The organism is Microbacterium sp. USTB-Y (assembly GCF_023703415.1).
Lineage (GTDB): Bacteria > Actinomycetota > Actinomycetes > Actinomycetales > Microbacteriaceae > Microbacterium.
Genome location: NZ_JAGMTU010000002.1, coordinates 413,815 through 437,819, shown reverse-complemented (window position 1 = coordinate 437,819; position 24,005 = coordinate 413,815). Strand labels below are relative to the sequence as shown.

Sequence of the window (24,005 nt, the reverse complement as noted above, 5' to 3'; positions counted from 1 at the left end):
GGCGTCGGGCCGTCGTCCAGGCGGAGCCGATAGACTTGCGGGGTGAAAACCCGACGCAATGGACCTTTCGTGCTGCCCGTGCGCGACATCGTTCGCCGACCCGGCGAGATGCGCGAGCACCGGCTCACGATCCCTCTCGCCGAGCAATGGGGCGAGGGCCTCGTCGCCGTCTCGAAGGGCGAGGAGCTCGACATCGACGTGCGTCTCGAGTCCGTGCACGAGGGCATCCTCGTCACCGGCGAGGTCGATTCGACGTACCGCGGAGAGTGCGGACGATGCCTGAATCCGATCGAAGCGCCTGTCGAAGTCGAGTTTCAGGAGCTTTTCGCGTACCCTGGAGAGGAAGCGAACGACTTCGAGGTTCAAGACGACCACGTGGATCTTGAAACTCTGGTCAGGGACGCGGTGGTTTTGGCGCTCCCGTTTCAGCCGGTGTGTCAGCCGGATTGCCCTGGACTCGATCCCGAGACCGGCGAGCGGCTGACCGGAAGCGCCGGGAAAGAGCATGACGCTCCCGTCGATCCTCGATGGGCCGCGCTCCAGCAGATCACAGACCACGGGAACGCAGCGGAATAGCTGCGCGCCCAGAACACAGAAGGTAAGCAACCATGGCCGGTAACCCCCCGAAGCGCAAGGTCTCCCGTTCCAACACCCGCTCGCGTCGCGCGCAGTGGAAGGCTGAGGCTCCCGCCCTCGTCAAGACCATCGAGAACGGCAAGGTCGTCTACAGCCGTCCCCACCAGGCGAAGGTCGTCACCGACTCGCAGGGCACGGAGCTGTTCCTCGAGTACAAGGGCCGCAAGGTCGCCGACGTCTGATCGATCGGTCGATCATGGCATCAGTCCCCACTGGGACGGTCCCACTTTCTGAGCAGCTCGGGGTCGATATCGACCCCGAGCTGCTTCAGCTTGCGCTCACGCACCGTTCGTACGCGTACGAGAACGGCGGCATCCCGCACAACGAGCGCCTCGAGTTCCTCGGCGACTCCGTGCTCGGCCAGGCCGTCACCGTCATGCTGTACACGACCCTGCCCGACCTCGATGAGGGGTCGCTGGCGAAGCGCCGCGCGAGCGTGGTCTCGACCGTCGCCCTCGCCGAGGTCGCCCGCGGCATCGGCCTCGGCGCGCACATCCTGCTCGGCAACGGCGAGGAGCGCACCGGCGGTCGCGACAAGGACTCGATCCTCGCCGACACGATGGAGGCCGTCTTCGGCGCCACCTATCTGTCGGCCGGTCCCGAGCAGGCCACCTCGCTCGTGCTGCGCCTCATCGAACCGCTCCTCGCCGACCCCGAGCGCTACGGCGCGGCCATGGATCCGAAGACCGCGCTGCAGGAGATGTCCGCCCGGCACGGGCTCAGCGCTCCGGTCTACGAGGTCGTGTCGACCGGCCCGGATCACGACCGGCGCTTCACCGCGACAGTGACGACCGGCGAGGTCTCGACGACCGGCACCGGCACCAGCAAGAAGACGGCCGAGATGGCTGCCGCGCTGGCAGCCTGGCACGTGCTCAGCAACCGTGCCTGAGCTTCCCGAGGTCGAGGTCGTCCGCGCCGGTCTCGCTCCTGCGATGACCGGGGCGCGCATCGTCTCCGTGGCCGTCCACGACGAGCGCGCGTTGACCCGTCACCCGGCGGGCGCGGCCGACTTCGCCGCACGGCTGGAGGGGGCCGAGGTCTCCACCGTGGCGCGCCGCGGCAAGTTCCTCTGGATGCCGCTCGCGTCGGGGGAGGGGGCGCGCTCGGCGGTGGTGGGACATCTCGGCATGTCCGGTCAGCTGCTGCTGCGCAGACCGGACGCGGCCGCGGACCGGCACGAGCGGGTGCGGATCCACATCGAGCATCCCCGGCATGGGGAGCTCGCCGTCGTCTTCGCCGACCAGCGCACGTTCGGATCCCTCGCCGTCGACGCGCTCGTGCCCACGAACGACGGTCGCGCTGCCGGATGGGGGAGCGAGGACCCGCTCATCCCTTCGCAGGTGGCGCACATCGCCCGCGACCCGATGGACGACGCGTTCCAGGACCGCCTCTTCCGTGAGATCCTGGGCACGCGGTCGAGCGCGATCAAGAGGGTGCTCCTGGACCAGGCCGTGATCAGCGGGGTCGGCAACATCTACGCCGACGAGTCGCTGTGGGCGGCGAGGATCCATCCCGAGACGCCGGCCTCCGCGCTGTCGACCGTCGCGGTGAACCGGTTGCTGGCGGAGGTGCGCGCCGTGCTGGAGAAGGCGCTGGCCGAGGGCGGAACGAGCTTCGACGCCCAGTACGTCAACGTCAACGGCCAGGCCGGTTACTTCGCGCACTCGCTGAACGCGTACGGTCGTGGCGATCAGCCCTGCCCGCGATGCGGTGGACCGATCCGGCGCGAGTCCTTCATGAACCGTTCTTCGCACTTCTGCCCGCGGTGTCAGCGACGACGCTGACCGCGTGCCGGCGTCCGGCGCAGGGCGGTCGCCGTCAGTGCTCGCCCTTGATGACGAAGTAGGAGCCGCGGATCTCTCCCGCCAGCTTCGACCGCTGCCGGGCGAACTTGAACGCCGACAGCTCCTCCGGGATCTCCATCCCGAGCGACAGCTTGAAGCCGACCGCGCGCTTGCCCGCGTCGGCGAGCGTGTACATCACGTTGATCGCGAGCCCCGAGGCGTAGAAGACGTATCCGAACCGGATCCCGTCGGCCTCGAACCCGCTGACCTCGAGGGCGGGACTCGCGATCACGATGCCGCGCTCCTCCTGCAGGATCTCGGTGACCCAGGCCAGGGTCTCGGGATCCTCCCCGGGCGTGCTGACCGTGAACGGCGTGCCGTACTTGTTGGTGATGTAGCGTGCCTCGTTCGCCCGCAGGCCGGCGAGCGCCTCGGCGATCGGCGATGCCTCCAGTCCTGTGGTCGAGACGGTGACGAAGTCGACGACCCTGCTCATACGGAGTCCTTCCGGGAGGCGGTGATCCTCTCATTCTCCTGCAGCACCTCGCCGCGGGCGAGATCGACAGGGGGAGCGCTCCCCATCGCCGGCCTCACGGGCGTCGGCTAGCGTCGGACCATGACCCAGCCCAGGCCGTGGATCCTGTTCGACATCGGCGGCGTGCTCGAGCTCGTCGAGGACGGCGTCTGGCAGGAGGAGCTCGCGAATCGGTGGGCGACCCGTGCCGGACTCACCCGCGCGGAGTACGACGAGCGGCTCGCCGTCGCGGACCTGCCGCGCATCGATGTCGAGCCGGGCACGGCCGAGGCGTACTGGAGCGGCTTCGCTCGTGCGCTGAGGTTCACCGACGTCCAGCGCGAGGAAGCCGTGCAGGAGCTGTGGGACGCCTACTGCGGCGAGGCGAACGTCGAACTGATCGAGTACGCGCGGTCGCTGCGGGGGCGGGCGGGAGTGGCGATCCTCTCCAACTCCGCCGACGGTGCGCGCGAAGAGGAGGAGCGTCGGCACGGATTCTCCGCCGTCTTCGACCCGATCTGCTACAGCCACGAGATCGGCGCGAACAAGCCGGAACCGGAGGCCTACGAGGCGGCGCTCCGGGCGATGCAGTCGACCCCGGAACAGGTCTTCTTCATCGACGATCGGCAGGAGCAGATCGACGGCGCCGCCCGGGTCGGGATCCGCGGCATCGTGCATCGCGACAACGCCACGACGGTCGCGGCCGTCGAGGAGTTCCTGACGACCGCCACCGGTTCCTGAGGGTCAGCCCGCGAACGCCCGCAGCAGGATCGGACGGGTGAGTCGCGTCGCGATCCAGACGAGCGCGACCCCGGTGGCGAGCACGGCGGCGATCGTGAGGAGCGAAGCCGGCGCGGTGATCAGGGCGATCCCGAGGAGCGGGAAGATGAGGACGGCCGCGCACAGTGCGGAGCCGATCGACGTCACCAGCAGGGGCGACATGACCGCGCGGCGCCGCGCCGCGTCGACCGTGTCCGCGGGAACGCCGAGATAGTGCAGGCTGCGATGGAGCTCGCGCTGGTCGAGGATGTCCGACGCCTGGGTCACCGCCACGGAGCAGGCGACCATCAGGAAGGACGCGACGAGTGTGATGATCAGGCCGGTGCGCATGTCGGTCACGAGCCCGACGTCGTCGGTGCGGGTGTTCTCGCTGCCGATCACATTCATGAGGGCGACGCCGGTGCCGGCGAACACCGCCATGAAGCTCGACATCGCGATGCCGCTCACCTGACGCCAGGCGCCCTTCGCGTCGTCGAGCACGATGCGAGCCGCGATGAGCCGTGCGGGAGTCCCGGCGCGACGCAGCTGCATCCGCGCGCCGACCGTCAGCACCCACGGCCCGATGAGGTTCAGCACGAGGAGGCCGATGGCGAAGATGGCGACGAGGCCGGTGATGATCGCGATCGCCTCGCCCATGCCGGGCACGATCCGGCCGGCCGCGAACCCTGCCGCGATGACGACGACGGCGATCAGGGCGCGCACCCAATGGGGTGTGCGGGGAGTGGTCCTGGTGCGCACGCCCAGTGGTGAGATCACCACCCGACGAAGCCCGATCACGGCGCTCACGGTCGCGAGCAGCACGGTCCCGATCGCGATCGCCGCGGTCAGCAGTGGCGGCAGCATCACGGCCGATCCGAGCGGAGCGCCGCGGAACGGGATGAGACCGACGAGCGGCGCGATCCCGATCGTCAGCAGCACCCCGGCGAGCACACCCGCTGCGGCGACGAGCGTCGCCTCGACGACCGCCACCACGCCCACGCCGAACCCGCTGACACCCAGCAGCCGCAGCGTCGAGAGTCGCTCGTCCCGCCGGCGGGCGGAGAGCCGGGCGGCCGCCCCGCCGAGCGAGGCGAGGGGCAGCACCAGCAGCACCAGCGCGACGGCGGCGAGGATCTGGTAGATCATCGCGTACTCGTCCGTCCATCCCCAGAACGCCTGCGCACCGCCCACGACCGTGAGCACGAGTGCGGAGACCACGGCGAACGCGACCGCGGGGATCACGACGACTCCGGCGGAACCCGGTGCGGGACGCAGGAGCAGACGCAGGGTCGCGGCGTTCATGCGGCGACCGCCGAGCCCAGCACGCGACCGTCGCGGACCGCGATGGTCCGGGAGCAGCGCGCGGCGACCTGCGGGTCGTGCGTGACGACGACGAGCGTGCGGCCCTGCCCGGTGGTCGACCAGAGCAGCGCGTCCATGACCTCCGACGACGTCGTCGAGTCCAGCGCGCCGGTCGGCTCGTCCGCGAACACGACGCTCGCCCCCGTGACCTGGGCGCGGGCGATCGCGACGCGCTGGGCCTGGCCTCCGGAGAGCTCGCCGATCCGGCGATCCTCCATGCCCTGCAGTCCGAGAGCCGCGAGCCACCCGGCCGCGCGCTGCGTCGCCTCGGCACGGGAGACCCCGGTGATCATCGCCGCGAGCGCGACGTTCTCCACGGCGGTGAGCTCGGGCATCAGCAGTCCCTGCTGGAACACGAACCCGAACGACTCGCGGCGCAGCCGGGACCGCGCCGATTCGCTCAGTGCGCTCACCTCGACGACGCCCCCGGCGGGCGGCAGGAACGTCACGCGGCCCCCATCGGGCCGGGTGATCCCGGCGAGCACGTGCAGCAGGGTCGTCTTCCCGGATCCGGATGCTCCCATGATCGCGACGGATTCGCCGGAGGCGATCCGGAGGTCCACCCCGGCGAGGGCTCGGGTGGATCCGAACGACTTGATCAGACCCTGTGCTTCGACGACTGCTGTGCTCATGCCTCCAGCCTGGCCGGCGCCGTCGGGCGGATCATCGGTCCGGGGAGTGAGGATCGCGCCGGGACGTCATCCTGCGGGATGATCCTGGCGAGCGATCAGTCCAGCACCTTCTTCCAGGCGCCGCCGTATCCGATCGGCGCGAATCCGAGCTGCTCGTTGATGGACAGCATCGGGCGGTTCTCCTCTGCGTTGTAGGTGACGACGCGCTGCGAGCGCGGGTGGCGCTCATGCCAGGAGAGCAGACCGGCGGTCTTCACGAGCAGGCCCAGCCGGTGGCCGCGGTGCTCCGCGAGCACGAGGGTGTCGTTCTGCTGGGTCACGCTGTCGTCGGCGCCCTTGAGGGAGAGCTCGTTGTACGCGCAGAGCTCGCCGGTCTCGATGTGCTGGGCCGCGGTGACCTGAACGGTGTGGCCCATGTCGAGCCAGCGGGAGTCCTGCTCGCGGACGCGGTCGGCGTCCCAGGTCTCCTCCGGCGAGTCCATGTCGGCGTCCGGGGCGTCGGTGGACATGCGGGACTTCATCCACGCGTACCCGTCGACGAAGGCCTCGGGCGTGGGCAGCAGCCATTGCACGACGCGGTAGCCGGATGCGGCTTCTTCCGCGGCGGCTCGCAGCCCGAGGAGGCGGTCGTCCCCGTCCCAGCGGTACTCGCTGACGCGGTCGACCTGCTCCAGGGTCCAGCCCTGGGCGAGGAGGAAGCGCGCGGTGTGATCGCGGGGGACGCTGCCGAAGCCCGTCGGCGGCTCCAGGGCCGGTTCGCCCGAGGAGAGGTGCTCGGTCCACATCTGGAGGGTGCGCATGCCCTCGGCCCGCGCGAGCGGCTCCAGGTGGCCGGCGACCGCGGTCGCGATGCCCCGGCCCTGCTCCTCGCGGAGCATGCTGATCGCCGACATGGCGGTGTCTCCGGCGCCGTCGCGCGAGATGTTCAGGAAGGCCACCCCGATGGTGCGTTCCCCGCGGACGATCCGCCACTGGCGGCGGTGCGTGTGGGCGTCCGAGGTGAGCAGCGGAAGCAGCTCGTCGGCGGTGAAGCTGTCGTCGTCGCGGCCGGAGGCCTCCTCGAGGCAGCGGTTGCGGACCTCGGCATAGGCACGGAACGCGGGGGAGGACCCTGCATCCGCCCGTGCGGGGAGCACGAGCGGATGCAGGGTCGCGCCGGCGGTGAGGGCGATGATCGGGTCGGCGGTGCCGGCGTCGGTCATCAGAGCACCTGCCGCGTCGCGCTGCGGGACAGGCGGTCGGCCTCGTCCTGCTCCAGGAGGCGGAGGCGACGGGACGCGGCCTGAGCGGCCCGAGCCCGGTCCTGCGCCGCAGGACGTGTCCGCACGATGAGGTGCAGGGCGACGCGCAGGGCCACTCGCTGGGCGAACGACAGGTTGCGGAGCTCCTCCTCGCGGGGGAGCTGGATGGACAGGTCGCGCTCGGGGAGAGCGCTCTGCGTCGACTCGGTGGGAGGCGAAGCGTGCAATGCGGTGTTCACGGTGGTTCGCTTTCGTTGGTCGTGCCGGAAGGCGGTTTCGCTCCACGGCGCGGTCGCCCGGTGGGGTGCCGCGACGTGTCACGGGTGAGGGAGCCGGATCCAGGACGCGGTGTCCGGATCGGCGTGGATCCGGAGACAGGTGTCCCGGATCAGGTGAGGCGATCGGAGATCGACGCGAGGATCGCGGATCGGATCGCGGACGCACGAGGCGTCAGGCCGGCCTCAAGCCGGAGCGGGGGAGAATGCGCCTGTTACGCGGCGAAACGCACGCGCAGGCCGGCGGAAGTCGCCGAGGACGCATCGATCCCACGGGATGGGGTGAATGCAATGCGGATGTTCATCATGATCGGCAACCTCCTTTCTCGGCTCGGGTTGTCACGCTAGCGGAGCTTCACAGGAAGCGTCAAGCCGACACTCAGAAATCCCTGGACCTCGGGCGTTTCCCGCGCGGAGGCGGGGAGGGGCCGCGATAGCGTAGAGGCCGTGAACTCCGCCGAACGTCGAGCGTGCCCATGCATCTGAAGAGCCTGACCCTCAAGGGGTTCAAGTCCTTCGCGCAGCCGACGACGTTCGCCTTCGAGCCGGGCGTCACCTGCATCGTCGGACCGAACGGCTCCGGGAAGTCCAACGTCGTCGACGCCCTCGCCTGGGTCATGGGCGAGCAGGGGGCGAAGACCCTGCGCGGCGGCAAGATGGAGGACGTCATCTTCGCCGGTACGTCGACGCGGGGCCCGCTGGGGCGCGCCGAGGTGCAGCTCACGATCGACAACAGCGACGGCGCGCTGCCGATCGAGTATGCCGAGGTGACGATCAGCCGGACCCTGTTCCGCAACGGATCGAGCGAGTACGCCATCAACGGCGAGGGCTGCCGCCTGCTCGACGTCCAGGAACTGCTCAGCGACTCCGGCCTCGGACGCGAGATGCATGTCATCGTCGGCCAGGGGCGTCTGGACACCGTGCTGCAGGCCTCGCCGGAGGACCGGCGCGGTTTCATCGAGGAGGCGGCGGGGATCCTCAAGCACCGGCGCCGCAAGGAGAAGACCCTCCGCAAGCTCGACGCGATGGAGACGAACCTCACGCGCCTCAGCGATCTGGCCGGGGAGATCCGCCGTCAGCTCAAGCCGCTCGGGCGCCAGGCCGAGATCGCCCGGGAGGCCCAGACCATCGCCGCCGTCGTGCGGGACGCCAAGGCCCGGATCTTCGCCGACGACGTTGTGACCCTGCGCTCGGCCCTCGCCGATCACACGCGCAACGAGCACGAGCGCCATGCGGAGCGCGTCGTGCTGAGCGAGCAGGGCGACCTCATCCGCGCGGAGATCACGCGGCTCGAAGGGCTGCAGAACTCGGTCGCGGTCGACGAGGCGCGCCGCATCGCGTTCGGTCTCGAGCAGGTGCAGGAGCGCACGCGCGGCCTGTTCACCCTCGCCAACCAGCGTCTTGCGCTGCTCGGGACCGATGAGGACGACGCGGTGACCGCGGTGACCGTCACCCAGGCGACGATCGACGAGGCCAAGGACGAAGTCGAGGAGATCTCCTCGGGCATCGGTCGTGCACAGGACGCCGCCCAGCAGGCGACGCGGGGCGTCGCCGAGGCCCGTGCGGAGCTCGACGCCCTCGATGTGGACATCGCCGAGCAGAGCGCCCTCGTGTCGGCGCACGACATGCGCCTGACGACGCTGCGCGGACAGGCGGAGGCCGCGGCCTCGGCCCTGGCCGCCGTCCGCGGTGCCGTGCTGCGACAGGAGAACGCCCTGGAAGCGGCTCATCAGCGTCGCCGCGAAGCCGCCGAGGCGCGGGAGCGGATCGAGGAGGGCGAGGCCCCCGAGGGCACCGCCGCCGAGCATGCCGAGGCCTACGAGCGGGCGCAGGCTCGCGCCGTCGCCGCAGAAGGGGAGCTCGAGGGCCTGCGCGAGCGGCTGCACGCCGCCGAGCGGGAATCGGAGGCGCTCACGGCGAAGGCCGCGGCGCTGGGAAGCGCGATCGCCGTCACGGGCGGCGCGGCCGAGATCGTCGCCGCGGGGCTCGCCGGCGTGCGCGGACTCGTGGGCGATGCGGTGCAGGTCACGCCCGGCTATGAAGCGGCGATCGCGGCCGTGCTCGGGCCCCTCGCCGAAGGCGTCCTGGTCGACGACGTCGCGGCGGCCTTCGCCGTCGCCGCCGACGGCGAGGCTGCGGGGGCGTACGACATCGTCATCGCCGAAGGCGCGGCCGCGGCGGTGTCCGATGCCCGGATCGCCGGGGCCACTCCGGCGACCGAGGTGGTGACGGCACCGCCGGGTGTCCTCGGCATCCTGTCGCATGTCGTGATCGTGGAGGACCTGACGGCGGCCCGATCGGCGCACGCGGCCGCGGTCGCCGCGGCCGGCGTGCCGCTCACCGTGGTGACGAAGGCGGGCGAGGTGCTCACCGCGCACACCCTGCACACCGGATCGGGAGGGGAGCGGTCGCGGCTCGAGCTGGTCGCGGAGCGCGACGCCGCCGTCGACCGGCTGGGCGAGGTGCGCGTCGTCGTCGACTCGCTGCGCGAGGCCCGCGAGGACGGAACCCAGGCGCTGGAGACGGCGCGCCGGGTCTCCCGGGACGCCCTGCGCACCCTGCGCGAGCACGATGCGGCCCTGGCCGCGCACACCGAGCAGGTGAACCGCGTCAGCGTGCAGCACGAATCCGCGATCGCGGAGTGCGATCGCCTCGAGGCGGGCCTGGAGCAGGCTCAGTCCGCCGTCGCGGACGCCGAGGCGAACGCCGATGCCGTCAAGGACGCCCTGGCCGCCGCGGAGGCCGCGCCCCGGCCGGTGCTGGACGCCTCCGCCCGCGAGGGGCTGCTGGAGGCGCTGGAGGCGGCGCGGGAGACCGAGATGGAGGCGCGCCTGGGCATCGAGACCCTGCGGGAGCGCGTGCGCGCCGCGCAGACCAGGGTGACGTCGCTCGAGCGGCAGCGCGAGCGGGAGCGCGAGGCGGCCGCGGAGGCGGCCCGCCGCGCGGTGATCCGGCGCGCCCAGCGCGAGACGGCCTCCGGGGTCGCAGCGGAGCTGCCTCGGATCCTGGATTCGATCGACCGCTCGGTCGCCGAGGCGCGCGTCGCCCTCGCCGCGGCGGAAGCCGCGCGTTCGGCGCAGAATCAGGAGCTCGGCGAGCTGCGCCGCCAGGATTCGTCGATCCGCGAACGCCTGGCAGGGCTGACGGAGAGCGTCCACGGGCTCGAGCTGCAGATCCACGAGAAGAAGCTGCACCTGACCAGCCTCCTCGAGCGCGTGCAGTCGGAGCTCGCCCTGGACGAAGACATCCTGGTCGCGGAATACGGCCCGGATCAGCTGGTTCCCCGTGACGCGGTGCTTCTCGCCGCCGAGCCGGACGACCTCGTCGAGGCGGCGGACGCCGCGGAGGCGGATGTCGTCCCCACCGGGATCCCCTTCGATCGGCGCATCCAGCAGCGCCGGCTGCAGGAGGCCGAGCGCAAGCTCGCCCAGCTCGGTCGGGTGAACCCGCTCGCGCTCGAGGAGTTCGCCGCTCTCGAGCAGCGGCACGCCTTCCTCACGGAGCAGCTCGCCGACCTCACCAAGACGCGTCAGGATCTGCTGACGATCATCGCCGAGCTGGACGAGCGGATGCAGACGATCTTCGCGTCGGCGTTCGAGGACACCCGGCAGGCGTTCGGCGAGGTGTTCCCGCTGCTCTTCCCGGGCGGCGCCGGAAGCATCTCGCTGACCAACCCCGACGACCTGCTGAACACCGGCATCGAGGTCGCGGTGCGCCCCGTCGGCAAGAAGATCGAGCGGCTCTCGCTGCTCTCCGGCGGCGAGAGGTCGCTCGCGGCCGTGGCCCTGCTCGTGGCGATCTTCAAGGCGCGCCCGAGCCCGTTCTACATCCTCGACGAGGTGGAGGCGGCGCTGGACGACGCGAACCTCGGGCGTCTGCTGACGGTGTTCGAGCAGCTCCGCGCGAGCTCGCAGCTGCTCGTGATCACCCACCAGAAGCGCACGATGGAGATCGCGGACGCGCTCTACGGCGTCTCGATGCGGCAGGACGGCGTCTCGGCGGTCGTCGGCCAGAGGGTCGGCGACCGCGCTGCCGCGGCAACCGCCTGAGCGCACGCGCGTCCGCGACAGCGCGCCCTCGGCGAACACGCCGGGTTCGCCGGGCTGCTCCCCGTAGGCTGGACGCATGGCGGAGAAGTCCTGGTCCCTCGGCCGCGCGCTGCGCGGCATGTTCGTCAAGCCCACGATCGACGACGACACCTGGGACGACCTCGAGACGGCCCTGCTCACCGCCGACTTCGGGCCCGACATCACCGAGCGCCTCGTCGACGAGCTGCGCGCGAAGGTCGAGCGGTATCGCACCACGGATCCGAAGGATCTGCAGCGGATGCTCCGCGAGACGCTCGAGGAGCACTTCGCGAAGTTCGACACGACGCTCAAGCTCACCGAGCGTCCGGCCGTGGTGCTCGTCGTCGGCGTGAACGGCGTGGGCAAGACGACCACGATCGGCAAGTTCACGAAGTTCCTCCGCGGCTACCAGCGGTCCGTCGTGGTCGGCGCGGCCGACACCTTCCGCGCCGCGGCGGTCGAGCAGCTCGGCACCTGGGCGCAGCGCGCGGGAGCGGCGATCGTGCGTCCCCAGCAGCAGGGGCAGGATCCGGCCTCGGTCGCCTTCCAGACGGTCGAGTACGCGAAGAACAACGGCACCGAGATCGTCATCATCGACACGGCGGGCCGCCTGCACACCAAGGGCGGCCTGATGGACGAGCTCTCCAAGATCCGCCGGGTGGTCGAGAAGCAGGTGCCGATCAGCGAGGTGCTGCTGGTGCTCGACGCGACGACCGGCCAGAACGGCGTGCTCCAGGCCGAGGCATTCCTCGAGCACGCCGGCGTCACCGGCCTGGTGCTCACCAAGCTCGACGGCTCGGCCAAGGGCGGTTTCGTGCTCGCAGTGCAGGAGCGCACCGGCATCCCGGTCAAGCTCCTGGGGCAGGGCGAGGGCATCGACGACCTCACCGGCTTCACGCCGCACGTGTTCGTGCAGGCTCTCGTGGGCTCCTGATCCGAGCCGATTCCCGGCACGCGCCGCGCGGACTACCGTCCCGCCCGCAAGGCTGGTTTTATAGGCCTATGGCGATCGAACACGACTTCTTCGGACTGCTGTCCTCGGGACCGGACGGATCGATCTTCTGGTCCGAGACGGTGGAGTTCGGCGACCATGCCCTCACCGTGGACCTGACCGCGCCCGACCAGGAGGACGTGTCGCGGGAGTCGCTCGACATCGCGGCCGCCTTCGTCTCGGGTCTCGAGGCCATCGACGACAAGGCCCGCCGCGGAATGCTGTCCGAGGTCGACGACCGCACCAGCGAGGTGACCGAGTACATCCTGCAGCAGCAGGAGGAGTACGGCGACGAGCTGAACGACTACCTCGTCGACGTCAGCGGCGACGCGGCCGTCGACATCATCCGGTCGTTGCGCCTGATGAGCATGACGCTGCTCGTGGACGAGCACGGCGGCAGCGAGCCGTTCGCGGTGCTCGAGTACGCCCTCGACGCCGACGGCGACGACGACGTGCTCCTGGTGAACTTCGGATCCGACGGCGCCGTGCTGTCGGTCATGAGCGCCGACTGAGGAGCCGGCCCGTCGGAATGACGAACCGCCGGACGGGAGTGGCCCCCTGCTGCCCGTCCGGCGATCCGGGTCTCAGACGGCCTGCGCGAAGCCGAGGTCGGCGCCCTCGGCGATGTGCGCGAGGTGAGGCGGGATCTCCCGGCCCTTCGAGATCATCGACTGCGCCCACAGGCGGCCGGCGCGGTAGGACGATCGCACCAGGGGGCCGGCGAGCACGCCGAGGAAGCCGATCCGCTCGGCCTCCTGCTTGAAGGCGACGAATTCGTCCGGCTTGACCCAGCGCGACACGGGAAGGTGCCGCGGCGTCGGACGCAGGTACTGGGTGATGGTGATGATGTCGCAGCCCGCGTCGTGCAGGTCCTGCAGCGCCTGCACGACCTCCTCCGGCTCTTCGCCCATGCCGAGGATGAGGTTCGACTTCGTGATGAGGCCGGCTTCGTGGCCCTGCGTGATCACGTCGAGCGAGCGCTCGTAGCGGAACGCCGGGCGGATCCGCTTGAAGATGCGCGGAACGGTCTCGACGTTGTGCGCGAAGACCTCGGGCCGGGCGTCGAAGATCTGCCCGAGGAACGCCGGATCCGCGTTGTGCTCGTTCGCGAGCAGCTCGACCCCGGTGTTCGGGTTGAGCTCGTGGATCTTGCGCACCGTCTCGGCATTGAGCCACGCGCCGGTGTCGGGCAGGTCGTCCCGGGCGACGCTCGTGACGGTCGCGTAGCGCAGGCCCATCTGCTGCACGCTCTCGGCGACGCGGCGCGGTTCGTCCGTGTCGTAGGCGTCGGGCTTGCCGGTGTCGATCTGGCAGAAGTCGCAGCGTCGTGTGCACTGGGATCCGCCGATGAGGAAGGTCGCCTCCTTGTCCTCCCAGCACTCGAAGATGTTCGGGCAGCCGGCCTCCTGGCACACCGTGTGCAGGCCCTCGTCCTTGACGAGCGAGTGCAGCGCCTTGTACTCCGGCCCCATCCGGGCCTTGGTCTTGATCCACTCCGGCTTGCGCTCGATCGGCGTCTCGGCGTTGCGGATCTCCAGGCGCAGCAGCTTGCGGCCCTCGGGGGCGGCGCTCATGCGGCCACCTCCGTCGCGTACTCGGCGGCGAACGCCGCGGCGACGGCGTCGACGATGTCGGCGGGGGAGGTCTCGCGGCCGACGACCTCGCTCACGGTGGTCACTCCGGCGTCGGTGATGCCGCACGGGATGATCCCGCGGAAGCCCGCGAGGGTGTTGTCGCAGTTGATCGCGAAGCCGTGCATCGTGACGCCCTGCTGCACGCGCACGCCGATCGCCGCGACCTTGTCCTCGCTGAGCGGCCGGCGCACCCACACGCCGCTGCGGCCCTCGACCTGGTATCCGTCCACGCCCAGCGGGCGCAGCACGTCGATGAGCAGTCGCTCCAGCCGGCGCACGTGCGCCACGACGTCCATCGGCTCGGGCAGGCGCACGATCGGATAGCCCACGAGCTGTCCCGGACCGTGCCAGGTGATCTTGCCGCCGCGGTCGACGTCGACCACAGGAGTGCCGTCCTGCGGGCGCTCCTGAGGCTCGGTGCGCTTGCCGGCCGTGTACACGGCCTCGTGCTCCAGCAGCAGGAGCGTGTCAGGGCGCGAACCCGCGACGACGTCGGCGTGGACGCGTCGCTGCAGATCCCACCCCTCGAGGTACGGGACGTAGTCGGGGGCGAGGCCCACCGTCTGGATGTCGAGCATGACCGATCCTTCTGATCGAGTTGTTGAATGCAGTTCAACAATAGCCCCGAACGGCGGCGGGCGCGTCGCGCGATACGGTGGCGGGGTGAGCATCCCCGCCCGCGGCGTCGGCCGTCCCCGGGTCTCCTCGCGCGAGACGATCGCCGAGGCGGCCTGCGAGCTGTTCCTCGAGTCCGGTTACGAGGGCACCTCGATCGCGGGTATCGCGCAGCGGGCCGGAGTGAGCCGGTCGAGCTTCTTCAACTACTTCTCCTCGAAGAGCGACGTGCTCTGGTCGGGGCTGGACGAGCGCATCGACCGCGCCGTGGCGGCGCTGGCCGAGCCCGGCGCCGGCGAGAGTCCCGCGGCCATCGCCGCGGTGCTCGCCGCGATCCTGGAAGGACTGGAGCCGGATCCGCTCGCGCTCGCGTTCGGCAACGTCCAGGCGATGGGGCTGGCCGACGAGCTGCAGCGGGAGTCGGCACTGCGTCAGGGCCGGCTCGCCGCAGCCCTGTCCGCGGCTGCGCGGGATGCGGGCGTCGAGCGGATCCGGGCCGACGTGCTGGGCGCCGCCTACGCGGTGGCCGTCCTGTCGTCGTTGCGGGTGTGGGCCGAGGGGGGTGCGGGGCACGGCTCGCCGCTCGCGCAACTGCAGCACGCCCTGCCGCGGATCACCAACCTGCACTGGGGCTGAGCGCCCTGCGCGGGCGGCGGATCCGCTCGCGTAGAATTGCAGCACCATGGCTACTTTTGGCACGCTCTCCGATCGGCTCACCGAGACCTTCCGCAATCTGCGCACGAAGGGCAAGCTGTCCGCGTCCGATGTGGACGGCACCGTCCGCGAGATCCGCCGCGCACTGCTCGACGCCGACGTGGCGCTGCCGGTCGTCAAGGACTTCACCGCGAAGGTGCGCGAACGCGCCCTCGGCGACGAGGTCAACAAGGCGCTCAACCCCGCGCAGCAGGTCGTGCAGATCGTCAACGAGGAGCTCATCGCGATCCTCGGCGGCGAGCAGCGCCGACTGGAGTTCGCGAAGAACCCGCCCACGGTCATCATGCTCGCCGGTCTTCAGGGATCCGGCAAGACGACCTTCGCCGGCAAGCTCGCCAAGCAGCTGCAGGGCGAGGGGCACACCCCGCTGCTCGTCGCGGCCGACCTGCAGCGCCCCAACGCCGTGACCCAGCTGACGGTCGTCGCGGAGCAGGCCGGGGCCACCATCTTCGCGCCGGAGCCGGGCAACGGCATCGGCGACCCCGTGCGCGTGGCGCGGGACGGCGTCGAGCACGCCCGCCGCCAGCAGCACGACATCGTCATCATCGACACCGCGGGCCGGCTCGGCGTCGACGCCGAGCTCATGAAGCAGGCGGCGGACATCCGCCGTGCTGTGGACCCGGACGAGGTGCTGTTCGTCATCGACGCGATGATCGGCCAGGACGCGGTGAACACGGCCAAGGCATTCCAGGACGGCGTCGACTTCACCGGTGTCGTCCTCTCCAAGCTCGACGGCGACGCCCGAGGCGGCGCCGCGCTGTCCGTGGCCTCGATCACCGGACGCCCGATCATGTTCGCCTCCACGGGCGAGCGCCTCGAGGATCTCGAGCCCTTCCACCCCGACCGGATGGCGAGCCGGATCCTCGACCTCGGCGACATCCTCACCCTCATCGAGCAGGCGCAGAATGCGTTCGACGAGGCCGAGGCCCTCAAGGTCGCCGAGAAGCTCGCCACCCAGACCTTCACGCTGGAGGACTTCCTCGAGCAGATGCAGCAGCTGAAGAAGATGGGCTCGATGAAGAAGATGCTCGGGATGCTCCCGGGCATGGGCCAGATGAAGCAGCAGCTTGAGGACTTCGACGAGCGCGAGATCGATCGCACCGAGGCGATCATCCGCTCGATGACCCCGGGGGAGCGGCGCAACCCGAAGGTGCTCAACGGCTCCCGCCGCCTGCGCATCGCGCGCGGTTCCGGCATGACGGTGACCGACGTGAATCAGCTCGTGCAGCGGTTCGAGCAGGCCGCGAAGATGATGAAGACCGTCGCCCGCGGCGGCACCCCGAACATCCCCGGCATGGGATCGGTGCCCGGCATGGGCCGCCCCGGCGCGTCGTCCAAGCGCGGCAAGAAGGGCAAGAGCGCCGGATCGCGCTCCGGCAACCCCGCCAAGCGTGCGGCGGAGAACTCCGGGCTCGCCACGAGCCAGGCGCCGAGCGGCACCGGCTTCGGTCTCGGCGGGCAGAAGGCCCCGTCCGAAGCCGACATGGCGGAGATCCAGAAGCTCTTCGGCAAGAACTGACCGCGGCCGCGGGGCATCGCGAGAAGCCTCGCGCATCGGAGACGAAGAAGCCTCGCGCATCGGAGACGAAGAAGCCTCGCGCATCGGAGACGAAAAGGCGGGCCCGGAGGATCGCTCCTCCGGGCCCGCCTTTTCGTCGTGTCAGATCACTTCACGTCTTCGTCGACCCAGTCCATCGACTTGGTGACGGCCTTGTGCCACAGGCGCAGCTGGCGGTCGCGCTCGGCGACGTCCATGCTCGGCTCCCAGCGACGGTCCTCCTGCCAGTTCGCGGACAGGTCGTCCAGACCCGTCCAGAACCCGACGGCGAGGCCGGCCGCGTAGGCGGCGCCCAGAGCCGTGGTCTCCGCGACCACCGGGCGCACGACCGGCACGCCCAGCACATCCGCCTGGAACTGCATGAGAGCGTCGTTCGCGACCATGCCGCCATCGACCTTGAGCTCGGTCAGGTCCACGCCGGCGTCGGCGTTGACCGCGTCGAGCACGTCGCGGGTCTGGAAGGCCACGGCCTCCAGCGCCGCGCGGGCGATGTGGTTCTTGTTCGCGTAGCGGGTGAGGCCGACGATCGCACCACGGGCGTCCGGACGCCAGTACGGTGCGAACAGACCCGAGAACGCGGGCACGATGTACACGCCGCCGTTGTCCTCGACCTTGTCGGCGAGCTCCTCGACCTGAGGCGCGGAGTCGATGATGCCGAGCTGGTCGCGCAGCCACTGGATCAGGGATCCGGTGACCGCGATCGAGCCCTCCAGCGCGTAGTGCGTCGGGCCGTCGCCGAGCTTGTAGCCGACGGTGGTGAGCAGTCCGTTCTTCGAATGGACGATCTCCTCGCCCGTGTTGAAGATGAGGAAGCAGCCCGTGCCGTAGGTGTTCTTGCTCTCGCCGGAGTTGAACGCCGCCTGGCCGAAGGTCGCCGCCTGCTGGTCGCCGAGGATGCCCGCGATCGGGGTCTCGCGCAGGAGCGAGGAGTCCTCCGCCGCGCCGTACACCTCGGAGGAGGAGCGGATCGACGGCATCATCGACTTCGGGACGCCGAACGCCTCGAGGATGTCGTCGCGCCACTGCAGGGTCTCGAGGTCCATGAACATGGTCCGCGAGGCGTTGGTGACGTCGGTCGCGTGCACGCCGCCGTTCACGCCGCCGGTGAGGTTCCACAGCACCCAGCAGTCGGTCGTGCCGAAGAGCAGGTCTCCGGCCTCGGCCTTCTCGCGCGCTCCCTCGACGTTCTCCAGGATCCACGCGATCTTGGTGCCGGAGAAATAGGTCGCCAGGGGCAGGCCGACGATCGGCTTGAACCGCTCGACGCCGCCGTCCGCCGCGAGGCGGTCGACGATCGGCTGCGTGCGGGTGTCCTGCCAGACGATGGCGTTGTACACCGGCTTGCCGGTGGTCTTGTCCCAGACCACCGCGGTCTCGCGCTGGTTGGTGATGCCGACCGCGGCGATGTCGTGGCGGGTCAGGTGCGCGCGCGTGAGGGCGAGACCGATGACCTCCTGGACGTTTGCCCAGATCTCCGAGGCGTCGTGCTCGACCCAGCCGGCCTGCGGCAGGATCTGCTCGTGCTCCTTCTGACCGGTGGCGATGGTGCTGCCCTTGCGGTCGAAGATGATGGCGCGGCTCGAGGTCGTGCCCTGGTCGATGGCGATGACGTAGTCAGCCATGTGCTGTTCTCCTTTGAATCAGGGTCGGGTTACTTCACGAGGTGCAGCAGCACCGGTGCGAGGAGCGCGGCGAGGACGCCGCCGATGAGCGGGCCCACGACGGGCACCCAGGAGTAGGCCCAGTCGCTCGAGCCCTTGCCCTTGATCGGCAGGATCGCGTGCGCGATGCGCGGGCCGAGGTCACGGGCGGGGTTGATCGCGTAGCCGGTCGGACCACCGAGGGAGGCGCCGATCGCGACCACGAGGAGGGCGACCGGGAGCGCCGTGAGCGGGCCGAGGCCTCCGGGCGTGCCGACCTTGACGTCGCCGTAGTCCGCGAAGGCGAAGATCACGAAGACGAGGACGAACGTGCCGATGATCTCGGTCACGAGGTTCCAGCCGTAGGAGCGGATCGCCGGGCCGGTCGAGAAGACGCCGAGCTTGTTGGCCGGGTCGGGCTCGTCGTCGAAGTGCTGCTTGTAGGCGAGCCAGCACAGGACGGCGCCGATGATGGCGCCGAGCAGCTCCGCGCCGGTGGCGACGAGGAACATCGTGAAGGTGATCTTGCCGGCGACCAGCAGGCCGATTCCGACAGCCGGGTTCAGGATGGCACCCGAGTACGCCGAGACGAGCACACCGGCGAAGACCGCCAGGCCCCATCCCCAGTTGACCATGAGGAATCCGCCGCCGTTGCCCTTGTTCTTGGCGAGGGCGACGTTCGCGACGACGCCGCAGCCGAGCAGCAGCAGCATCGCCGTTCCGACCAGTTCGGACAGGAAGTACAGTCCGAGATTCGGTTCAGTCATGTCTCCATTGACCTTTCGCAGACATCGGCCCCTCTGCCGATGCGGTGTTCGAGATGGACGCCGATGAGGGCGGCGGTGGAACCCCGCTACCCGTGGGTGCGGGCGGTGAGGGAAAGTCCGTGCCGGGTGTTGAGCAGCTCCCGGGTCAGGTCGATCTCGCGCGCGGTCCTGGCGCGATCCCAGCCCTTCAGCGGAGCCAGGGCCTCGGCGACCTCCTCGAGGATCTCCTCGGTGACGTCGCCCGTGAAGGCCAGGCTGGTGCGGCGCAGGATGACGTCCTCGAGGCGCACGATCAGCTCGTTCTGCACCATCCACTCCAGCTCACGGGTGGACAGCTGCCCGGCCGCGAGGGGCGCGTCGGGACCCTGCTCGACGTACTGCCACACGTCCGCGGCTCGGGTGCCGTAGCGCTTGAGCAGCAGCTCGGCGCGTTCTCCGGCGCCCGCGAGGTGCGCCGAGATCCAGGCGGCACGAGCGGCATCGTTCTGCGGGTAGTCCTTGCCGCCGCCGATCGCCCGTCCCAGCGTCGAGACGACGCGGGTGCGGCCCAGCAGCTCGAGGATCTTGTCCGAGAGCGACTCGCCGAGGGCGCGGAACGTCGTCCACTTGCCGCCCACCAGGCTGAGGTGGGGAACGGCGTGGCTGTCGTCCACCTCGACGCGGTAGTCGCGCGAGACGAACCCCGGTGCCGTGTCCTCATGGCGGGGGAGGGGACGGATCCCGCTGAACCGGTACACGATCTGGTCCCGGTTCACGTCGATGCTCGGGAACACGTGGTGCACGAGGTCGAAGAAGTAGTCGATCTCCTCCTCGGTGCACAGCGGCACCTCGCGCGGGTCGGCGTCGATGTCCGTCGTGCCGACCATGACCTTGCCCTTGAGCGGGTAGATGAGCACGATGCGACCGTCGGAATGCTCGAAGAAGATCTCACGGCCGCGGGTGGCGGCGAGCAGTTCGGGGTTGTCCAGCACGATGTGCGAGCCCTTGGTGCCGCCCATGAAGCGGGTCAGCTCGCCCATGGCCTCGTTCGTGAGGTCCGTCCACGGGCCGGAGGTGTTGACGACGACGTCCGCGGCGATGGGGAACTCCGTGCCGCTCTCGCGATCGCGCACGAGCACGGCGTCGCCGTCGTGGCCGATCGCCTCGACGTAGTTGAGCGCGTGTGCGCCGGGGTGCGCGGCGCGGCCGTCCTGCAGCACGTCCAGAGCCAGTCGCTCGGGGTCGTGCATCGAGGCGTCGTAGTAGGTCGCCGTGTACTTGATCTTCGGATCCATCGCGGGAAGCTCGGCGAGCGACTTCTTGCGGCCGAGGAACTTGTGCCGCGGAACCATTCCGCCGTCGCGCGAGAACGTGTCGTAGATGGTCAGGCCCATCTTGATGAGGAAGGCCCCGCGCTCCTGCGGCTTGCCGGACTTGTGGGTGAGGAAGCGCAGCGGTGCGGACAGGATCCCGGAGAAGGTCGAGTAGATCGGGATCGTGGTCTCGAGTGGCTTGACGTAGTGCGGCGCGATCCTGATCAGGCCGTTGCGCTCCGTCACCGACTCCTTGACGAGGCGGAACTCGCCGTTCTCCAGGTAGCGGATGCCGCCGTGGATCATGTGGCTGGAGGCCGAGGACGCGCCGGAGGCGAAGTCGCCGCGCTCGACGAGGACGACGTCGACGCCCTGCAGGGCGAGATCGCGGAAGGTGGAGATGCCGTTGATCCCTCCGCCGATCACCAGCACCGTGGTGCGTCCTGCCTCGCGCACCTCGGTCACCTCAGGGCGTTCCGCGGCGTTGTGGATGTGATCGGTCATCATCGTCTCCTTCCCGATTTCTCACAGCATTCCCCCAGCCGCCCTTATGGTCAAGCAAGCTGCACGAATGTGCAAGAATCGCCTGAATCGATATGTAAAGGGTCCGAAATGTCTGAACGGAAGCGCCAGTCGAAGGCCGTCGCGGCTCTCACGGCCGCCCGCCTGTACTACCTGCAGGACAAGACGATGGACGTGATCGCCGAGGAGCTCGGCACATCGCGCTCCTCCGTGTCACGCCTGCTGAGCTACGCGCGCGAGGTGGGACTCGTCGACATCAGGATCAACTCGCCGCTCGAGCACGCCGGCGAGCTCGAGCAGCAGCTGCACGACCGGCTGCAGGTGACCGCGCACGTGGTGCCGATGCCCGAGAGCGTGACCGAGGTGGAGCGGTTGGAGCGCGTGGCGCTCACCGCCGGGCGGCTGCTCACCCAGGTCATCGACTCGAACATGGTCGTCGGCCTGGCGTGGGGCTCCACGATCAGCGCGGTCAGCCGCGAGCTCGGACAGAAGGAGACGCGGGGCACGACGATCGTGCAGCTCAACGGCGCGGGCAACACGCTCACCAGTGGGGTGGAGTACTCCAGTGAGATCCTGCAGCGCTTCGGCTCGGCGTTCGGAGCGCAGGTGCAGCAGTTCCCCGTGCCGGCGTTCTTCGACGACCCGCGCACGCGGGAGGCGATGTGGCGCGAGCGCAGCACGCTGCGCGTGCTCGACCTGCAGGCGAAGATGGATCTCGCGGTGTTCAGCGTGGGCTCGCCGAGTGCGGAGGTGCCGAGCCGCGTGTACGTGGGCGGCTATCTCGGCCGGGACGACTACCGGAGCCTGCGCGAGGATCGGGCGATCGGCGATGTCGCGACCGTCTTCTTCCGTGCGGACGGCACCTGGAAGGACATCGCCGTGAACGCCCGGGCGACGGGCCCGGGACTGGACCGGCTGCGCCGCGTCGCCCGGCGCTTCTGCGTCGTCGCCGGCTCTCAGAAGCTGCCGTCGCTGCGCGCGGCGATCGGTGCTCGGCTGGTGACCGACGTCGTGCTGGACGAGGGGCTCGCCCGGCAGCTCGTGGAGGGGTGAGGCGGCACCGCGGGCCGGGGGTCAGAGAGTCTCGGGTCCGGAGCGGAACTCGCGGATGAGGTGATCGACCACCTCGTGCAGGTCCCCACCGGTCGCATCGGCGACAGCCACCTGTCGCTCGTAGCTCGCGCCGCCCTCGAGGATGTCCGCCACGCCGGCGAACTCCGCGGAGCACTGCAGATCGGCCGCGAGGGGAGCGAGCCGGTCGAGTTCATCCGCGAGGTGCGCGCGCACCGAGCGCTGTGCGCCGCCGGGGGCGATGATCACCTCGGCGTCGAGACCGTAGCGCGCCGCGCGCCACTTGTTCTCGCGGTGGAACCACGGTGCTAGCACGGGAAGGACGCGTCCTTCGTCGAGATCGCGGGAGAACGACTCCACCAGCACCTGAGTGAGCGCAGCCACGGCCGCGAGCTCGTGCAGCGTGGACATCCCGTCGCAGGCGCGCACCTCGATGGTGCCCCAGCGCGGCGCGGGGCGGATGTCCCAGCGCACCTCGGTCGCGTCGGACATCACGCCGGTGCGGGCCATGTCGTCGAGGTACGCCTCGTACGCGGCCCAGTCGGGGAGCGGCCAGGGGAGTCCCGCGGTGGGGAGCTGCTGGAACACGAGCGCGCGGTTCGAGGCGTAGCCGGTGCGCTCGCCGGCCCAGAACGGGCTGGATGCGGCGAGGGCCTGGAGGTGGGGGAGGTAGGAGGTGAGCGCGCCGATGATCGGCAGCACCTTGGCGCGGTTCTCCACCCCGATGTGCACGTGGATGCCCCAGATCATCATGTTGCGACCCCACCACTGGGTCTTCTCGATGAGCGAGTGGTAACGCGTCTTGTCCGTGACCTGCTGGTCGTACCACTGCGCGAACGGGTGGCTCCCGGCGGACAGCAGCTCGATGCCCGCCGGATCGGTCGCGGCCCGGACGGCGGCGATCGCGGCGGCGATGTCGCCGACCGCGGCGGACACGCTGGATCCGACCCCGCTCGTCACCTCGATCGTGTTCGTCAGCAGTTCTCCGGTGACGGTGTGCCGTTCGTCCGCGCTCGCCTGCTCCAGCTCCTGCAGCAGTTCGGGGGCGCGGCCCACGAGATCACCCGATGCCGGGTCGGCGAGCATGAGCTCCCACTCCAGGCCCACGGTGGAACGCCGCGAGGAGGCGAACTCGATCGGCATGGGACCTCGATTCGGGAGGGGAGATCGTCGGCCAATGATCGCACGCCCGGCGCTAGCATGTGCCGTATGACGTTTTGCGACGGGTTCAGGGCATGAGCGCCGGGTCCATTCTGGTGCCTGCCGAGAGTCTGCGCGAGCAGGTCGAGCGCATGATCGCCGCACGGATCGTGTCGGGGGAGACGCCGCCGGGGGAGGTGCTCACGGTTCCCACTCTCGCCGGTGATTTCGGGGTGAGTGCGACGCCGGTGCGCGAGGCGATGCTCAATCTCGCCCGCCGCGGCTTCCTGCGCCCGATCCGCAATCGCGGCTTCCAGGTCACGGAGGTGTCGCCGGAGGAGCTGAATCAGCTCACCGACGTGCGTCTGCTGCTGGAGGCGCCGCCCATGCGCCGGATCGCCGGAACGGTCGGTGCGCCGTTGGAGGCGGAGCTGCGCGCGCTGGCGGATCGGATCGTCGTCGCGGCGAAGGACCGGCAGTTCGAGGAGTACCTGGAGGCGGACACGGCTTTCCACCTCCGGATCCTCGCCGTGACCGGCAACCAGAAGCTGGTCGAGACCGTCCGGGAGCTCCGTCAGCAGACGCGGCTGGTCGGGCTCGTCCAGCTGGCGGACTCCGACACGCTCGTGTCCACCGCGCGGGAGCACGCCGAACTCGTCGACCTCCTGGTCGCGGGTGACGGCGAGGGCGCCGAGCAGCTGATGCGCCGGCACATCGGACATGTGGGCGGCGTCTGGAGCGGGCACGAGGAGCACTGAGAGTCCTGCAGGCAGGACCGATCCTTCCGGCCC

23 protein-coding genes are annotated in these 24,005 nt (G+C 70.1%); 12 read left to right on the top strand and 11 right to left on the bottom strand.

Annotated elements, in window-relative coordinates; all coding sequences use genetic code 11:
- Nucleotides 1-108: 108 nt before the first annotated feature.
- Genes J8G10_RS05810 through mutM form a run of 4 tightly spaced genes read left to right on the top strand, consistent with a single transcriptional unit; the run spans nucleotide 109 to nucleotide 2,420 of the window.
- Nucleotides 109-576: a DUF177 domain-containing protein gene (locus tag J8G10_RS05810; protein ID WP_251442367.1), complete on the top strand. Its 468-nt coding sequence runs from the start codon at nucleotides 109-111 to the stop codon at nucleotides 574-576.
- A 32-nt stretch (nucleotides 577-608) separates the two neighbouring features.
- A complete protein-coding gene (gene rpmF / locus J8G10_RS05805; protein WP_013586329.1) occupies nucleotides 609-818 on the top strand; it encodes a 50S ribosomal protein L32 in 210 nt (69 codons plus the stop codon).
- Between the two features lie 14 nt (nucleotides 819-832).
- Complete coding sequence (gene rnc / locus J8G10_RS05800; protein WP_251440868.1) at nucleotides 833-1,525, top strand: ribonuclease III; 693 nt, start codon at nucleotides 833-835, stop codon at nucleotides 1,523-1,525.
- A complete protein-coding gene (gene mutM, locus J8G10_RS05795; RefSeq protein ID WP_251440865.1) occupies nucleotides 1,518-2,420 on the top strand; it encodes a bifunctional DNA-formamidopyrimidine glycosylase/DNA-(apurinic or apyrimidinic site) lyase in 903 nt (300 codons plus the stop codon). Before rnc ends, mutM begins: the two co-directional genes overlap by 8 nt.
- A gap of 34 nt (nucleotides 2,421-2,454) precedes the next feature.
- On the opposite strand, the gene J8G10_RS05790 is transcribed toward mutM, so the two are convergent.
- Nucleotides 2,455-2,916 carry a phage tail protein gene (locus J8G10_RS05790; protein WP_251440862.1) on the bottom strand — a complete coding sequence of 154 codons (462 nt, stop codon included), beginning with the start codon at nucleotides 2,914-2,916 and terminating at the stop codon, nucleotides 2,455-2,457.
- A gap of 120 nt (nucleotides 2,917-3,036) precedes the next feature.
- Between J8G10_RS05790 and J8G10_RS05785 the strand changes: the two genes are divergently transcribed.
- Nucleotides 3,037-3,675 carry an HAD-IA family hydrolase gene (locus J8G10_RS05785; RefSeq protein WP_251440859.1) on the top strand — a complete coding sequence of 213 codons (639 nt, stop codon included), beginning with the start codon at nucleotides 3,037-3,039 and terminating at the stop codon, nucleotides 3,673-3,675.
- A 3-nt stretch (nucleotides 3,676-3,678) separates the two neighbouring features.
- Here J8G10_RS05785 and J8G10_RS05780 read toward each other — a convergent pair whose 3' ends face one another.
- The 4 genes from J8G10_RS05780 to J8G10_RS05765 form a co-directional block, all read right to left on the bottom strand.
- On the bottom strand, nucleotides 3,679-4,995 hold the full coding sequence (locus J8G10_RS05780; protein ID WP_251440856.1) for a permease: 1,317 nt from the start codon (nucleotides 4,993-4,995) through the stop codon (nucleotides 3,679-3,681).
- Complete coding sequence (locus tag J8G10_RS05775; RefSeq protein WP_251440843.1) at nucleotides 4,992-5,687, bottom strand: ABC transporter ATP-binding protein; 696 nt, start codon at nucleotides 5,685-5,687, stop codon at nucleotides 4,992-4,994. Before J8G10_RS05775 ends, J8G10_RS05780 begins: the two co-directional genes overlap by 4 nt.
- 95 nt (nucleotides 5,688-5,782) lie before the next feature.
- The gene (locus J8G10_RS05770; RefSeq protein ID WP_251440839.1) at nucleotides 5,783-6,889 is read right to left on the bottom strand and encodes a GNAT family N-acetyltransferase; all 1,107 of its coding nucleotides are present in this window, start codon (nucleotides 6,887-6,889) and stop codon (nucleotides 5,783-5,785) included.
- Nucleotides 6,889-7,167 (bottom strand): hypothetical protein, encoded by a 279-nt coding sequence (locus J8G10_RS05765; RefSeq protein ID WP_251440835.1) that lies wholly within the window; start codon nucleotides 7,165-7,167, stop codon nucleotides 6,889-6,891. The genes J8G10_RS05770 and J8G10_RS05765 overlap by 1 nt, the downstream gene beginning before the upstream one ends.
- Before the next feature lie 512 nt (nucleotides 7,168-7,679).
- Here J8G10_RS05765 and smc point away from each other — a divergent pair.
- From smc to J8G10_RS05750, 3 genes are all read left to right on the top strand, one after another.
- Complete coding sequence (gene smc, locus J8G10_RS05760; RefSeq protein WP_251440832.1) at nucleotides 7,680-11,252, top strand: chromosome segregation protein SMC; 3,573 nt, start codon at nucleotides 7,680-7,682, stop codon at nucleotides 11,250-11,252.
- Between the two features lie 76 nt (nucleotides 11,253-11,328).
- Complete coding sequence (gene ftsY / locus J8G10_RS05755) at nucleotides 11,329-12,204, top strand: signal recognition particle-docking protein FtsY (protein ID WP_251440829.1); 876 nt, start codon at nucleotides 11,329-11,331, stop codon at nucleotides 12,202-12,204.
- Nucleotides 12,205-12,272: 68 nt separating this feature from the next.
- Nucleotides 12,273-12,773 carry a DUF2004 domain-containing protein gene (locus J8G10_RS05750; protein WP_251440824.1) on the top strand — a complete coding sequence of 167 codons (501 nt, stop codon included), beginning with the start codon at nucleotides 12,273-12,275 and terminating at the stop codon, nucleotides 12,771-12,773.
- A gap of 72 nt (nucleotides 12,774-12,845) precedes the next feature.
- On the opposite strand, the gene lipA is transcribed toward J8G10_RS05750, so the two are convergent.
- Together lipA and lipB are read right to left on the bottom strand one after the other, a co-directional pair.
- Nucleotides 12,846-13,835: a lipoyl synthase gene (lipA, locus tag J8G10_RS05745; RefSeq protein ID WP_251440821.1), complete on the bottom strand. Its 990-nt coding sequence runs from the start codon at nucleotides 13,833-13,835 to the stop codon at nucleotides 12,846-12,848.
- The gene (gene lipB / locus J8G10_RS05740) at nucleotides 13,832-14,473 is read right to left on the bottom strand and encodes a lipoyl(octanoyl) transferase LipB (RefSeq protein ID WP_251440804.1); all 642 of its coding nucleotides are present in this window, start codon (nucleotides 14,471-14,473) and stop codon (nucleotides 13,832-13,834) included. Before lipB ends, lipA begins: the two co-directional genes overlap by 4 nt.
- A gap of 85 nt (nucleotides 14,474-14,558) precedes the next feature.
- Here lipB and J8G10_RS05735 point away from each other — a divergent pair, with 85 nt between their 5' ends.
- Together J8G10_RS05735 and ffh are read left to right on the top strand one after the other, a co-directional pair.
- Complete coding sequence (locus tag J8G10_RS05735) at nucleotides 14,559-15,146, top strand: TetR/AcrR family transcriptional regulator (RefSeq protein ID WP_251440802.1); 588 nt, start codon at nucleotides 14,559-14,561, stop codon at nucleotides 15,144-15,146.
- A gap of 46 nt (nucleotides 15,147-15,192) precedes the next feature.
- A complete protein-coding gene (ffh, locus tag J8G10_RS05730) occupies nucleotides 15,193-16,743 on the top strand; it encodes a signal recognition particle protein (RefSeq protein ID WP_251440800.1) in 1,551 nt (516 codons plus the stop codon).
- A 146-nt stretch (nucleotides 16,744-16,889) separates the two neighbouring features.
- Here ffh and glpK read toward each other — a convergent pair whose 3' ends face one another.
- The 3 genes from glpK to J8G10_RS05715 all read right to left on the bottom strand — a co-directional run bounded on the left by glpK (nucleotide 16,890) and on the right by J8G10_RS05715 (nucleotide 20,985).
- Nucleotides 16,890-18,404, bottom strand: a complete 1,515-nt coding sequence (glpK, locus tag J8G10_RS05725) for a glycerol kinase GlpK (RefSeq protein ID WP_251440798.1) — start codon at nucleotides 18,402-18,404, stop codon at nucleotides 16,890-16,892.
- A gap of 29 nt (nucleotides 18,405-18,433) precedes the next feature.
- Nucleotides 18,434-19,189 carry an MIP/aquaporin family protein gene (locus tag J8G10_RS05720; protein ID WP_251440775.1) on the bottom strand — a complete coding sequence of 252 codons (756 nt, stop codon included), beginning with the start codon at nucleotides 19,187-19,189 and terminating at the stop codon, nucleotides 18,434-18,436.
- Nucleotides 19,190-19,275: 86 nt separating this feature from the next.
- Complete coding sequence (locus tag J8G10_RS05715; RefSeq protein ID WP_251440760.1) at nucleotides 19,276-20,985, bottom strand: glycerol-3-phosphate dehydrogenase/oxidase; 1,710 nt, start codon at nucleotides 20,983-20,985, stop codon at nucleotides 19,276-19,278.
- A gap of 108 nt (nucleotides 20,986-21,093) precedes the next feature.
- On the opposite strand from J8G10_RS05715, the gene J8G10_RS05710 reads away from it, so the two are divergent.
- A complete protein-coding gene (locus tag J8G10_RS05710; RefSeq protein ID WP_251440758.1) occupies nucleotides 21,094-22,056 on the top strand; it encodes a sugar-binding transcriptional regulator in 963 nt (320 codons plus the stop codon).
- A gap of 21 nt (nucleotides 22,057-22,077) precedes the next feature.
- Here J8G10_RS05710 and J8G10_RS05705 read toward each other — a convergent pair whose 3' ends face one another.
- Entirely contained in the window at nucleotides 22,078-23,217 is a 1,140-nt protein-coding gene (locus tag J8G10_RS05705; protein ID WP_251440734.1) for a glutamate--cysteine ligase, read from the bottom strand.
- Between the two features lie 92 nt (nucleotides 23,218-23,309).
- On the opposite strand from J8G10_RS05705, the gene J8G10_RS05700 reads away from it, so the two are divergent.
- A complete protein-coding gene (locus J8G10_RS05700; RefSeq protein ID WP_251440722.1) occupies nucleotides 23,310-23,972 on the top strand; it encodes a GntR family transcriptional regulator in 663 nt (220 codons plus the stop codon).
- Nucleotides 23,973-24,005 lie beyond the last annotated feature (33 nt).